Genomic DNA, 13,126 nt, shown 5'->3' on the forward strand with positions numbered 1-13,126 from the left:
AAGGGATTTGTAAGTTCGTTCGGGTATAGTCAAATGGAACTCATTCGATACAAGGAGGGTTAACTTGATGAGAAGACTCGGTTTGTTGTTGCTGACGTTCGCGATGCTGATTGCCTTCTCGTTCGTTCCTCGGATTTCGGCGGCCGAGAGCGGCGACGATTACTTGTCCTGGGGAGAAGTCCGTACGGCCGTGTATAAGGAATTGCATTCCTACACGTTGAACTGGACGGGGGATGTCCTGGACAAAGGCGGCATGAGCCTGTCCGATCTGCGGATTACCGACGACGGGACGAAGGCTGATATCGTGATCAATCAATACGGCGCGATTGGGGCGAAGGGCCTTCTGAAATTAAACGAACGGCTGGAGGAACGCACTCCCCGATACCGGCAAGGGTTCCTCAGTTCCTATACGATCGCTGCCGGCGACGTTTATCTCGTTGTGCTGCACGACGGCGCTTACGCCAAACTGCGTATTGACCGCATCCTGCCGACGGAGGTTCATTTCAGTTACGTATTCGAAGGCGACTCGTCGTCCGCCGCTCCGACGCCGACGCAAGTGCCGAAGCCGACTCCAACCAAAGCGCCAACGCCGGCGCCGGGCGTCAAGCCGACTCCCGCCCCTGCGCCCATCCAGGTGAACATCACACTGGTGCTCGACAACCAGACGGCGGTCGTAAACGGCAAAGATTATATCCTGGAGAAAGCGCCCCTTATCATAAACGGCACAACGCTCGTTCCCGTCCGATTTGTGACGGAAGCGCTAGGGGCAACAGTGGAATGGAACGGCGCGGAACAGAAAGTGACGCTCCGGCACCGGGGCCATCTGGTTGAACTGTGGATCAACAATCCTTATGCGCGGGTGGACGGCTCAACCGTCCGCTTGGAACTGGCGCCCGCCTTGCTGGACGGCGTGACGCTGGTGCCGATCCGCTTCGTGACGGAGAGCGTCGGCTTCCAGGTGGGGTATGATCACGAGACCCGGAAAATCAGTCTGAGCGGCATCCACGACGATCGGGTCGAGGGCGACAATTCGGGAACCGTGGAACAGTGGCTCGATCTGATGATCGGCACGTGGGCGATTCGCCTCGGCGAATACGACTGGATAGAAGATGACGCGGATGATTTGATCGGCATATCCGACAACGGCACGTATATCTTGAACAGGAAATACGAGAAACGCAAAAAAGGAGTATGGCGCGAGGCCGCCGTCGGCGAAATCCGGGGATATGAGCGCGCAATCATCCTGATCGGCGCGGAGTATCAGACGGATTGGGCGATGGCGTTCGACGGCGACGGGAACGTCGTGCTGCTCACCAGTTATCTGGAATCGCCCGGAGGGCTGTACCATGCTCCCACGATCGGCTGGCTGCCCGCGTCTTACGAGCTCGACAAGGTGTCCGATTCTCCCGATGACGCCGGAACCGCTGTCTTGAACGATTACGATTATTCGATATTTACGGGGGATTGGGAGTTGTTCATAGAACGGGGAGCGACGCCTTACTACTACGAGGATACGGGAGGTTACGCCACGCATGAATTTACACCGACAACGGGACAAGGAACGCTCTCTGTCCGGGAAGACGGAACGTATGTGATGTCGGACAGCTCGGGTACGGCTTCCGGCAGATGGAGACCGGCGGAGCCCGGGGAAGTATACGGGTATGATGTGGCCATCATCCTGGAGGACGGCCTGGGCGGCAATGATTGGACGATGCTGCTCAAACCGAACGGCGAATTCATGGTCGCTTACGATTCCGGCGGCCGATGGACCGACGGAAGCGTCATGTGGATTCCGTACTATAAGGCGAGTTCCCGCGTCTGAGATTCCGGGACGCGTACCGCGAATATTTTTGGAGAGATAGTCCTCCCTTCCCTGTGGTATAATGCTTTCAAGGCATAAAGAACCAGGACTTGGGCGGTGAGGGCATGTTATCGGATGATCCGGGCGGGAGCGGTTCCCTTCGGCGGCAGGAAGCGTTGATCTTGCATTTGGAGCGATTATGCATGCAAGGTCGGGCGGACCTGCCGCTTGCTTTTCTCCAAAGCGGACTTTCCGAGGAGGAACTGGGCCGTTCGCCTGTGCTGCTGCAGGCGGCTGGCCGCGATTTGTTCGACAGAGGCTCGCTGGTCGACGCCCGGTTGGCGTTGGCGCGCGCGGTCAAAGGTCTGGCGTCGCTATATATGACTCACGGGATGCTGAGCGCGATGGCAACGTTGGCCGAAGTGCATTGGCGGATGGGGGATCGTGCGGAGACGGATGCTCTCCTGAAATTTTTGGCCGATGAACTTGAACGGGTGTCCGCAGAATGGCGGTTCGGAGAGCTTTTGCGCGTGCTGGGGATCAGCGGCGCAACGAATAACCGGAGGCCGGAAGACGGGCTCGATTTGTTGTACGAGGCTATCGATCGTTTCGAACAAGAGGGGCGGATCGACGAGGCTTGTCGAACGATGGCCGATCTGCTGATACATGCCGCGGATCGGTTGCGGCCCGAGGATTGGGCGTCGCTGGAATGGAGAATGAACCGGTGGAAAGTTCTGGACGATGCCGTCGGTTTGTACGACACTTTATTGAACGCGCAGCGGGAGGTTTGCTCCGGGCGATGGGAGAAAGCGCTCGCATGGTTGGACCGCGCGGAGCCGCCTGTCCGCGGAAGAACGCCTTATTATGTGCCGGCGGCTCTGGATGCCCTCAGATTGCGCTGTTTCGTCCGGACCGGAGGGGCCGGGACGGAAGCGACCATGCAGCGGATGTACCGCATTCGCGAGAGTCACGCGGCCGATCTGCGCCTTCAGCACGAATTGACCCGGGAACTGTATTTCGCCGCGTCGGCTTTGGGCCGGGTTGAAGAGGCCGCCGCACTAAACCGGGAGCGCTGCGCGATCGGCCGTCTCCTCGGTCTGCCTGACGCGGCGGAATCGGCTCCGGCGTCACGGGAAGCGGACGCCTTCCACTCCGCGTCGGAAGACCGTCTTTGGCAGGTTCGGATGTTCGGCGGACTGTGCTTCCGCCTCGGTTCCCGAGAAATCCGCGAATTGCGCTGGAAGCGCAAAAAGTGCCGGGAACTGCTCGTTTATCTGCTGCTGCAGCCGAACTATTCGTCCCCCAAGGAACAGATTATGGAAGATCTGGCGCTTGGCGACGACGGCAACAAGGCCCAGCAGGCGTTGTATGTGATCGTTCATCACCTGAAGCGGACGCTGTGCGACGAATTGCGGATTTCCGGCGGCGTCATCGTCCGGAACGGATCGGTTGAATTGCGCGGCGATGCGTTCGACAGCGTCGATGTCGAACGGTACGAGACTTTGATGCGAGTGGCCGACCGCCTGTGGGAGCATGAACGCGAGTTGTCCGGCGAGCTGTATGCGGAAGCGGGCGAGTTGTACGGGGAATTGCTCCCCGAAATGCCCTACGCCTCTTGGTTGGACCGCAAACGGGAGCGTCTGGCGGGGAAGCAGGCTTGTATGCTTCGCCGATGCGCGCTGTATGCGGAACAGCAGGGCGATTGGGAAAAGGCGGAACTCTGCCTCCACGAATGGATCGGCCTGGATTCGTATGCGGAGGAACCTTACCTGGCTTTGGCGGATCTGCTGGCCGGCAGAGGCCGTCATGCCGATGCGGCCCGTTGGTATGCCAAGTGGGAGACGATCAGCAGGGTTGAACTCGGGCTCGTCCCGCCTTCGGCCGAAGGTGTGGCGATGACAAGGCATGAAGACTGAATACGGCCGGCCATTGTGGCGGCGTCTTACGTGTCTATACGTGGTTCTGGCGGCCGTGACGGCTCTCGGCATGCTGGTGTCCAAGAAATATGTGAGCAGAGGCGGGCCGGAAGATATCGAATTTGTCTGGCGTGGCTTGCTTATCGGGCTGATTCCTCTGTTCGCCGGTTTGTGCGCCTTCACTTTCTTTCGGCTCCTGGTTCCGCTGCGCCGGACAAGGAACATCGGGGACGAACCGGAGCGGATTCGCCTGGCATGGGAGCGCCTGGCCCGGTTTCCCGGCGAACTCCGGCTCTTTTATTTCGGCTGCGGAACCGCGATCACTACCGTATACCGTTTGGCCGCCCGGGATTGGACCTTCGCATCGCCGATTCCTGCCGGCGAACTGGCGAGAGGAATTTCCTTCGATCTGTCGACCTTTGCGGCGTTGGCCTTCGTGCATGCCGCGGCGGCGAGAAGGCTGCTGCGTCCGTATCTCCGGAGCCTGCAATGGTATCGCCGGGAAGAGAGTCGAGGGGAGAGCGCGGTCAACGATCTGATGGCGATCGCCGCTCTTGGTTTGGTTTATGAGCAGATTCGCCTGTTCGTATACGCAGTTGTCGTGTTCCGCGACGGGGAGGAGCCGCAGCCTGCCGTGCTGTTGGCCATAGGAGCGGCCGTATTCGGAGTATCGCTGGCGGCGGTGTGGCTTGTTTCTTCCATGTTGTTTCGGGATGTGGATCTGCTGGCTTCGCGGATCCGGGGAAATGCCGGCTTGCCGCGCAGGCGCCTGTTCGAACGGCTTCCCATCATCTCGTCTCACGAACCGGGAGCACTCGCGTCCGCCTATAACGCTCTTCAGGATCGCTTCGAGCGGGAATACGCCCGGTACGACCGGGAGTTGCAATTGGCCCAACGAGTTCAGGAGCAACTGCTCTCTCCCCGGGAAGGACACATCGGGCTCTGGCGGGTCGCAACGGTCTGCGACCGGATTGAAGACGTCGGCGGCGGTTTTTGCGACTGGACGCAGACCGGGGACGGACGCATCGCGCTGGCTGCCGGCCGGGTAGTCGGCGACAGGCTGCCGGCGGCGCTGGTCATGTCGGCCATCTTGACGTTGTTGCGTTCGGGATGGCGTCCGGATATATCGGCGGGCGAACGGCTGACGGAGCTGGGCGTTGCCCTGAAAGAGCTTCTTGCCGGGGGAATGTGCGTTCATATTGCCGTTGCGGTTATCGATCCGAACCGACGTATCGTCGAGTGGTCGGTTGCGGGCGAAGTGTCGGTGGCCATAGAACCGTCTCCTGCGGGCGCCGACCGCAAGCTTGAGCCCGAATCTGGCCCTTTGGGCGTTCAGTCGGCGGGGCTGCCGACCTTTTCGTCGGTTTTGGTTCCGTCAGGACGGATTTCGATCGCAGTAAGAACGGCCGAACGTTTTGCGGGGGAGCGGTTCGAAGCGCAAGCCGTTCGGGAGGGGAGGGAACCAGATGGCCGGGCAAGTTGAGACGGGGCCGCTGCTGTGGCGTCTGTTCGCCGCATATGCGGCCGCATTGGGAGCCGGTTCGTTGTTTCTATTTTTGAACAACCAACTCATTCACGGAATACCGCCGACCGTCCAGTTGCGGTTCCACGTGCCGTTTGTCCTGATCTCCGACGCGGTGATGGCGGCTGTCTTGCTGGGAATGACCTGGGCGAGATTACGCATCGCGCTGCGAGAATCGCGGAGCGTATCCCCCGGGATTCGGGCGGGCGCATTCCGCAGGCTGGCGCGATTTCCCGCCGAGCTGTTTGCGGGGATGACGCTGCTGTCGGCGTTGTTTATCTTGTTGTTTCATTTGGCGGAATTCCGGCGGGACAACGATTTGACGCCGGGGGGCGGTTGGGGGACTCTGATCGGAACCATCCTGTCGGAACTGTCTCTTGCTCTCATGATCGCCGTATTGCTGTACAGCGTGGCCAGGAGGTTGCTGCGCCCTTTCCTGGAGCGAACGGCCTTGACGGAGACTGCGTTCGCGGCCGGCCGCGTATCGTTGCCGAAGCAGTTGTCCGCGGCATTCTCCGTCTGTTATCTGATCGCCTTCGCCGCTTCCTACCGGTATGTTGTCGCGGCCGGTTCCTCCGGCTCTTTTAACCCGTCCGGGCTGCTTTTGCTGATGTCGGCCTACACGTTGTTTGCCGGAGGCATATTCGTCTTGTTCGCCCTCGGCATTCGCGGCGAACTGCGCCGTTTGATCGAAGCGCTCGACCGGTTGAGCCAAGCTCCCGGCGATGCTGTGCAGAAGCCGATCCGTCTGGCGTCGTTGGACGAAATCGGCCGGTTGGCCGAATCGTTTAACGTCGTGCAGAGACGCGTCGTGGGAACTTACGAAGAAGTGGCCCGGCAACTGATGCTTGCCCGCGAGGTGCAGCAGCGGCTTCTTCCGGGACGGATTCCGGAGCTTGCGCATGTCGAGTTCGCGGCGTCCTGCGAGCAATGCCAAGAGGTCGGCGGCGACTTTTACGAGGCGGTGCGGCTGGATGAACGGCGAAGCGCCGTCATGATCGGGGACGTATCGGGCAAAGGGATGTCGGCCGCTTTGTTGATGTCGGCCGTGATGACCGGGGTCCGATTGGAACTTCCGGACATCCGCTGTGCCGGGGAACTGCTGACACGGTTGAACGGACATGTCTGGAGGGCCGCGCAGGGGACGAGGTACGTCACGATGGGGGTAGCCCTACTGGAGGCCGAAGACGGGGAAGTAAGGCTTGAATACGCCAGCGCGGGGCACTTGTCCCCGTATCTGGTCCGCGGCGGGACGGCTGTCGAGCTGCCGTGCTCCTCTCTCCCGCTCGGCATCGACCCGGACCGCACGTACGGCAGCATATCCTGCCGGATGCGTCCGGGCGAATCGCTTGTGTTATATACGGACGGTGCGGTCGAAAATCCGGATTGCGGAGGGGAGATGCCGGGTTTCGAGCGATGGGAGGAGCATATGGCGCGGCTCCGGACCGATTTGCCCGCCTCCGCGCAACTCTCGCTGCTGCTGGAGAAGTTGTGTGCGGAGAACCAGGCTTTGCGCGACGATCGTACGGTCGTGTTGGTCAGATGCTTGCGGCCGTTGGCCGCAGAGGGGGGCAAACATGCCGGAATCGCCTAATTTTGCAAAGGAATGGAGCGTCAAAGGAGGATATGGAGCGGAGAAAACGGTGATCCGCGAAATCGCCGAAGCGATCGGCACGATCGACCCGGAAAACAACCGGCTGGACGACATTCTGACGGTTGTGGCCGAGTCCTGCCTGAACGCGTTCGAGCATGGAGGCCGGACCGATTCCGAAGGGGACGAGGAAGTCAAGGTCAGCATGAAAGCGGATGACCGGTCGTTGAAGTTTCGGATTTGCGACCGGGGACCGGTTGTTCCCGAATTGCCCGTCCCCGATATCCGGGACAATTGGTTAGCCGAGCATCCGCGCGGTTGGGGGCTGTTGTTTATCCGGGAGTTGTCCGACCGGTTTGAATACGGCCAATGCGACGGTTGGTTTTATGTGGAAGCGACTTTTTACCGGTAGGTGATTCTATGGAAGCGGAGCTTCGTATCCGCAAGCGGGTGGCGGAAGGCATTGTGATTTTGGAATTGGAAGGAGATTTGTCGCGGAACTCGGAGGAAACGCTGCTGAGTCTGTACGAGTGGGAGCAAGGTCTGGAACAGGGAGCCTCCTACCTGATCCTGAATCTGGCGGGTGTCTCGTATATCAACAGCCTCGGTATCGCCGTCTTGATCCGGATCGTGCGCTCGTTGTCCAGAAAGGGATGCCAGACGTTCGCCTGCGGAGTGACGCCCCACTACCAGAAGCTGTTCAGAATGGTCGGTCTGACCGACTATCTGATGATTTTCCCCGATGAGTATTCCATCCGGTCGCGGATCGAACAGTTGCGCTAGCCGAGACGGCCCCAAACTCGGCAAGCCCCTCGGCGTGCGGCCGCCCGGGGCTTGAGCCAGCCGGCATCAGGGCCGTATCGTGACCCGTGTTCCGATCGGCACGATCTTCGACAGCTCCAGCACGTCGGGGTTGTACATGCGGATGCAGCCGTGCGACACCGCCTGCCCGATGGAGGAAGGGGCGTTCGTGCCGTGGATGCCGTAGTGCGGCTTCGACAGCCCCATCCACATGACGCCGAACGGACCTCCCGGATTCGGATGCTTGTTGACGATCGTATATTCGCCTGTCGGCGTCTGTGTCAGCATCTTGCCGATGGCGACGGGGAACTGCCTCACGACGGTATCGCCGTCCAGCAGATACAGCCGCCTGTCGGACAAGTCGACGATTATGCGGTAGTTCGGCATAAGCATTCCTCCCGGTATCAGCATATGCCCGGCAAATGCGGCAAGTTCTCGAACAAGCAGGAAAACCCGTGCGTTTGCCGAATACTACTATTTCTCACGCATGACGCGAAAGGAGACGATGCCCTAAATGAAATCCATTACGGTACAAGATCTCGTCGAGAGATTCTCGCTCGAAGTGCTTGCGGGGAGCTCTTGCCTGAACCGTACCATCACGAAGCCGAAGGGCCACCGTCCGGGCCTGGAATTCGTCGGGTATTTTGACTTTTTCCCCACGGAACGGGTTCAGGTGCTCGGGCGCAAGGAAATTACGTATCTGCACAAGCAGACGGAAGAGGAACGGAATTACCACATCGGCAATATCGTCAAATACCACCCGCCCTGCTTCATCGTGACATGGAACCAGGACGGGCTTAAATATTTGAAAAAATACTGCGACCAAGAGGGAATTCCGCTGCTTCGCACGCCGGAGACGACGGCGGAATTTTTCCCCAAGCTGGACGCGTATTTGACTAAGTCGCTTGCCCCCGAGTGTTCGATCCACGGCGTCTGCGTCAACGTCTCCGGCATCGGCATCCTGCTGCGCGGAAGCTCCGGCGTCGGCAAGAGCGAGACGGCGCATACGCTGATCCGCCGCGGCCACCGGCTTGTGGCGGACGACATCGTCGTGCTGAAGAAGCTCAGTCCGCAGACGCTGCTCGGCACGCACAACGACAAAAACAAGGAATTTCTCGCCTTGCGCAGCATCGGGCTGATCAACGTCGTGCGCCTGTACGGACGCAAGGCGTTCCAGGACGAGACGCGCATCGCGCTCGATATCGAGCTGACCAAGTGGCGGGATAACGAGCTGAACAACGAGCTGGACGTGGAGTCCAAGTTCACCGAATATATGGGCGTCAAAATTCCGCATATCGAAATTCAACTGCAGCCGGGGCGCGACGTGGCGGGTCTGATCGAAGCCGCGGCCAACAACTGGTATTTGCGGCAGCAGGGCTACAGCGCGATGGAGGAGTTCATGAAGCGTCTGGAGGCCGACTTCCGCTGATGCGGCCCTCGCGCGGGGTTCCGCGTGAAAATTGTCACACCCGACCGCCCTTCGTTTGTTTAAGATAAGGCTATTGACGACGGCGGAGGGTGACGGTTATGGAACAACGGGCGCTTGCGAATGTGGAGAAGCTGGCTTGCAAGAAGCGGGACTTGTTCCGCGCCAGCCCGCTCCGGTACGTGCTGAGATCGATGCTGGCCAGCATGTTTATCGGCTTCGGGGTGATCGTGGCGTTCAAGACGGGCAGCTTCTTTTATCTGGAGCAATCGCCTCTGGCGTATCCGGTCGCGGCTCTCGCCTTCGGCGCGGCGATCATCCTGATCGTCTACGGCGGAGGGGATCTGTTCACCGGCGATACGTTTTACTACACGCTCGGAGCGCTGCGCCGCAGGCTGCGCTGGAGCGAGGCGGGGCGCATGTGGGCGGTCAGCTACGCGGGCAACGTGCTGGGAGCGGGCGTCTTCGCGCTGCTGATCTGGACGACTGGGCTGTTCGACGAGAGCTCGGTGAACGCGTTTTTGCTCAGCGTCGTGGAGAAAAAAATGAACGCGGCTCCGACGGAGCTGTTTTTCCGGGCAATCTTGTGCAATTGGCTGGTTTGCCTGGCTTTTTTCCTGCCGATGTCGATGCGGGGCGACGGCGCGAAAATGTTCGCGATGATGCTGTTTGTGTTCTGCTTTTTTATCTCGGGGTACGAGCATAGCGTCGCCAACATGTGCACGTTCGCCATCGCGCTGGTGCTCGACCATCCGGATACGATCACGTGGGGCGGGGTGGCGGACAATCTGATCCCCGTGACGATCGGCAACTGGATCGGAGGCGCGGTGTTCATGGGGTGGATGTACCATTTCGCGAACAAGCTGCCGGAAGCGAAGGAAGCCGCAGGCGATCCGGGGCGGAAGGCGGCGCGGGAGCGGTAAGCGAGAGGGGATAGCGGTGCTCACGCCGAACCTGCACCCGATCCGGGATTTGATCGTGGCCTCCGGACTGACGGATTTCTCGATCATCCGGTTTCGCAACGCGGCGCCGCCGCCGGGTTCCCCCGATTAAACGGCCCCCCGTCCGTTCTCCGTCGGGAACGCGGCGGGGGTTGCCTTTTCGGGGCGGGGCGAACGCGTCCCCTGCTGCCTGCCGCGCCACGGCCCGGAGATGAGCCGGCGCCGGACGCCGGGCGGCTGCCGCCTAAACCCGCCGAGGTTGTTTGCGCTATAAAATATCGTTAACGCGACCGTGCCGCCTATGGTTCGATCGTTTAACGATGCAAAATATCGCTAACGCCGGGAAATCGGCGGAACGAACGGGGAATCCGGCTCCTTGCCGATATTTTGTATCGCTAAGCTGTCACGGGCCGCGGATTTCCGGCGGTTCCCGCGTATAGGCGGGCGGATAACCGTACAACCGCAACCGCCCGTTTTCCGCCTGCGCAGTCACGGCGATGCCCGGCTCCGCATAACCTGAGACGAGCGCTCCCTGCGGTTCGCGGCCAGCTTGTCCAGGAGTCCGGACAGCGGGGTCCCGCTCGGGCGTCCCCGGCCTGTCCGAGGCGGCCTTTCCCGTTCGAACGGCCCCCTCCGGATGACGGGGCGGGGAGGCATACGCACGACGGAGAGGCGTCACGACACTTCGCCGGACAAGGAGTTTCCGCCGCTGTCACCGTACGATACAGGTGGACGACAAACGGGAGGGACATCATGCACAAGGCTATCCTGTTCGATTTGGACGATACGTTGGTGTATTTCGACGAGTATTGGGAAGACAGCGTGCGGGAGGCGCTGCGCCTTCACCCGTTGACCCGGGAATTCGACATGCGCGAGCTGTACGAAGCGTACCGGGAGAAGGATCTGGCGTACGAGCAGCTTTATTTGCGCCGGGAGATCACGCTGGACCAGTTCCGGCATCGCCGGTTGATCGACGTGCTGGGCGAGAGAGGGCGGCGGATCGGAACGGAAGAGGCGGAGGACTTCGAGCGGCTGTACAAACGCATCAGCAAAACGAAGATCAATCCGAGCGAGGAGGTCACCCGGCTGATCGAACGGCTGGGGCGCTCGTATACGCTGGCGATTATGACCAACGGGGAGGAAGACTGGCAAAAGGACAAGCTCGAAGCGGTCGGCCTGCTGGACGTTTTCGCGGACGAGCTTCTGTTCATCTCGGAGCGGATCGGATACGAGAAGCCGGACCCTGCCATCTACCGCCACGCGATCGGCGTATTGGGGCTGCGTCCGCAGGATATTTTGTTCGTCGGCGATTCGTGGAACAACGACGTAGCCGGGCCGATCCGGGCGGGCATGGACGCGGTCTGGCTGAACCGCAAAGGATTGCCGGTGCCGGAAGGAGAAGTCCGGCCGCTTGCGGTGATTCGCCGCTTGACCGAACTGGAGCGCGTGCTTCCCGTTTTATAGGGTAAAAGGTTTAGGCGATCAATCATAAAGGGCGCATCGCCGCGCGTCGTTGCCCAGTTGGACATCGAGCGACGGGGTGCGCCCTTATGGGCTGATCGCAGTCCGCGGGAGTCCGCCTTACCGACCGATCATGGCGCCGTAGATGCCCGGCGAGGAATCCGGAATTTCGATGGCGCCGACCGTTTTCTTGTAGAAGTCGACCGGACCCGCCGCGCCGATGACGGCGTAGCCGTAGCCTTCCGCCGCCATGGCGTGCAGGCAGGCCAGCATCAGCGCTTTGCCCACGCCTTTGCCCCGCATCGATTCGTCGACTCCCGTCGGGCCGAAATAGCCTTTGCAGATGGAATCGTAACACGCGAATCCAACGATTTCCCCGTTGTGCACGGCGATAAAGGTCGAGACGGGAACACGCGAGTACGTGACCTCGCATTCGTCCGCCCACTGCCGCTGGAATTTGGTGCGCACCCATTCGGTGACCAGATGCTTCTGCGGCGCCAGCGCGCGCACGATCTTGATCCCCGACGCGGCCAACTGGCGCTTGAGCGTCTCTTGTTCGGGCAAATCGTATAATTTGACGAGCATATCCGGCATAAGAACGTCTCCTCGTGTATGGAATCTTTCTCCTTATGCTATCGGATGCGCGGACCCGGCGCAAGCTCGAATTAAAAGACGATCAACCCTTGTTCGCCGTAATCGATTCCCAGATCGTCCTGCAGCCTGCGCAACGTATCCCGATAGGCGCGGTAGGAGGAGCTGAGCACCTCCAGCCGGCTGACGACGCCCTCGTAAAAGCCTTTGGCCGCCAATTCCCGCTTGAGCGGCGCCATAAACTCCGCTTGGCTGCGGTTATAGGCTTGAAAAGGAACGGAATTCAACGCCGCGCGCGCCTGGGCGAGCAGCCTGCCGTACGTTTCGTCGTCCGGGTTCAGGTACGGCCGAAGGTGCTCCAGACTCGCCATGCGGATATGCTCAAAGTCGCTCTCCGTCAGGGCGTCCAGCTCTTTCAGCACCGGCGGCAGCTCGAATTCGCCGGCGGCGTCGAGATAGTCGACCAGCTCGCGCCAAGCCTGCTCCTTGGCCGGGGAATCGAGCGGTTCGTCCAGGAACGCGCCGAAGTGCAGCGACAGCAGCCGGCCGAACGCGCCGGGGAACAACTCCAGCAGCCGGCCGGCCAGATAGTCGGCATCCAGGCGGCGGGACTGGTCATACGATGCGCCCTCCGCGCGGAGACGCCTTAGAAGCTCGCCGGATTCCAGAGGTTCCTCGCATAACGCCGCCAACACCCGTTCCGCGCGGTCGAGCTGCTCTTTTTGCTGCCGGATGCCGGCGAGCCGCCTCCGGACCAGCTCGATCGGCGTTTCTTGCCCGTCGAGCAGGCGCTTGATCTCCTGCACGGAAAAATCGAGCGACCGCAGCGCCGCGATGAGCCGAAGCCGGTCAACGTCGGCATCCGAGTAGTCCCGGTATTGATTCGTCTCGTCGATGCGCGGGCGGATCAGCCCTTCCTTCTCATAGAAATAAATCGCCTTGCGGGTGAGCCCCGTCAGCCGCATCACTTCCTGGATTTTCACGCGCGCCTCCTCCTTGCTGATCGCAGCCTTTTTCCCAGACGATAAAGCATGACCCAAGGGGAAAGTCAAGAGGGAAGGCCTGCAATCTCCCGC

General features: G+C 60.7%; 12 protein-coding genes. 9 read left to right on the plus strand and 3 right to left on the minus strand.

Translation table 11 applies throughout. The annotated features are described in order from the left end of the window. The first annotated feature begins 67 nt into the window (after nt 1-67). From FE781_RS10940 to FE781_RS10965, 6 genes are all read left to right on the plus strand, one after another. Nucleotides 68-1,822 carry a copper amine oxidase N-terminal domain-containing protein gene (locus FE781_RS10940; protein WP_138789666.1) on the plus strand — a complete coding sequence of 585 codons (1,755 nt, stop codon included), beginning with the start codon at nt 68-70 and terminating at the stop codon, nt 1,820-1,822. Nucleotides 1,823-2,004: 182 nt separating this feature from the next. After that, the gene (locus tag FE781_RS10945) at nt 2,005-3,717 is read left to right on the plus strand and encodes an AfsR/SARP family transcriptional regulator (RefSeq protein ID WP_170209515.1); all 1,713 of its coding nucleotides are present in this window, start codon (nt 2,005-2,007) and stop codon (nt 3,715-3,717) included. Further along, the gene (locus FE781_RS10950; RefSeq protein WP_138789668.1) at nt 3,707-5,200 is read left to right on the plus strand and encodes a PP2C family protein-serine/threonine phosphatase; all 1,494 of its coding nucleotides are present in this window, start codon (nt 3,707-3,709) and stop codon (nt 5,198-5,200) included. The genes FE781_RS10945 and FE781_RS10950 overlap by 11 nt, the downstream gene beginning before the upstream one ends. After that, nucleotides 5,184-6,833, plus strand: a complete 1,650-nt coding sequence (locus FE781_RS10955; RefSeq protein ID WP_138789669.1) for a PP2C family protein-serine/threonine phosphatase — start codon at nt 5,184-5,186, stop codon at nt 6,831-6,833. The genes FE781_RS10950 and FE781_RS10955 overlap by 17 nt, the downstream gene beginning before the upstream one ends. Next, on the plus strand, nt 6,817-7,242 hold the full coding sequence (locus FE781_RS10960; RefSeq protein ID WP_138789670.1) for an ATP-binding protein: 426 nt from the start codon (nt 6,817-6,819) through the stop codon (nt 7,240-7,242). Before FE781_RS10955 ends, FE781_RS10960 begins: the two co-directional genes overlap by 17 nt. A gap of 8 nt (nt 7,243-7,250) precedes the next feature. After that, nucleotides 7,251-7,613 carry an STAS domain-containing protein gene (locus tag FE781_RS10965; RefSeq protein ID WP_138789671.1) on the plus strand — a complete coding sequence of 121 codons (363 nt, stop codon included), beginning with the start codon at nt 7,251-7,253 and terminating at the stop codon, nt 7,611-7,613. 66 nt (nt 7,614-7,679) lie between these two features. On the opposite strand, the gene FE781_RS10970 is transcribed toward FE781_RS10965, so the two are convergent. After that, nucleotides 7,680-8,018, minus strand: a complete 339-nt coding sequence (locus FE781_RS10970) for a L,D-transpeptidase (RefSeq protein ID WP_138789672.1) — start codon at nt 8,016-8,018, stop codon at nt 7,680-7,682. Nucleotides 8,019-8,145: 127 nt separating this feature from the next. Here FE781_RS10970 and hprK point away from each other — a divergent pair, with 127 nt between their 5' ends. The 3 genes from hprK to FE781_RS10985 all read left to right on the plus strand — a co-directional run bounded on the left by hprK (nt 8,146) and on the right by FE781_RS10985 (nt 11,462). Further along, complete coding sequence (gene hprK, locus FE781_RS10975) at nt 8,146-9,060, plus strand: HPr(Ser) kinase/phosphatase (protein WP_138789673.1); 915 nt, start codon at nt 8,146-8,148, stop codon at nt 9,058-9,060. A 98-nt stretch (nt 9,061-9,158) separates the two neighbouring features. After that, a complete protein-coding gene (locus tag FE781_RS10980; RefSeq protein WP_138789674.1) occupies nt 9,159-9,980 on the plus strand; it encodes a formate/nitrite transporter family protein in 822 nt (273 codons plus the stop codon). Nucleotides 9,981-10,751: 771 nt separating this feature from the next. Continuing rightward, nucleotides 10,752-11,462 carry an HAD family hydrolase gene (locus FE781_RS10985; protein ID WP_138789675.1) on the plus strand — a complete coding sequence of 237 codons (711 nt, stop codon included), beginning with the start codon at nt 10,752-10,754 and terminating at the stop codon, nt 11,460-11,462. 117 nt (nt 11,463-11,579) lie between these two features. Here the strand turns inward: FE781_RS10985 and FE781_RS10990 are convergent, their stop codons facing one another. Next, nucleotides 11,580-12,053 (minus strand): GNAT family N-acetyltransferase, encoded by a 474-nt coding sequence (locus FE781_RS10990; RefSeq protein ID WP_138789676.1) that lies wholly within the window; start codon nt 12,051-12,053, stop codon nt 11,580-11,582. Nucleotides 12,054-12,124: 71 nt separating this feature from the next. Further along, nucleotides 12,125-13,033 carry a MerR family transcriptional regulator gene (locus FE781_RS10995; protein WP_138789677.1) on the minus strand — a complete coding sequence of 303 codons (909 nt, stop codon included), beginning with the start codon at nt 13,031-13,033 and terminating at the stop codon, nt 12,125-12,127. Between the last annotated feature and the right edge of the window lie 93 nt (nt 13,034-13,126).

This window comes from Paenibacillus thermoaerophilus, from assembly GCF_005938195.1.
GTDB lineage: Bacteria > Bacillota > Bacilli > Paenibacillales > Reconciliibacillaceae > Paenibacillus_W > Paenibacillus_W thermoaerophilus.